Raw genomic sequence first — 223 nt, 5'->3', positions numbered from 1 at the left:
CGGGCATGGCCTGTTCCGAAATGGTCTATGGTGAGAACGGCGAAGTCAAAGGCGTTGTTGCCGGTGTCTTTGGTCTGGAGGCGGATGGCTCCTACGGTCCGAACACCGAACCAGGCATGGAATTGCACGGCAAATATGTCTTCCTGTCGGAAGGTGTGCGCGGGTCACTGTCCAAAGAAGTCATCGCCAAATACGACCTGTCTGCTGGCAAAGAGCCGCAGAA

General features: G+C 56.1%; 1 pseudogene. It reads left to right on the top strand.

Annotation, left to right across the window (positions count from 1 at the left end):
* Positions 1-223 (top strand): annotated as a pseudogene (locus ABLN87_RS22590) (electron transfer flavoprotein-ubiquinone oxidoreductase); the annotation flags it as partial.

The sequence above is a fragment of the Ruegeria sp. SCP10 genome, assembly GCF_040329495.1.
Taxonomy (GTDB): Bacteria; Pseudomonadota; Alphaproteobacteria; order Rhodobacterales; family Rhodobacteraceae; genus Ruegeria.
This window is presented reverse-complemented; position numbering and strand designations above follow the sequence as displayed.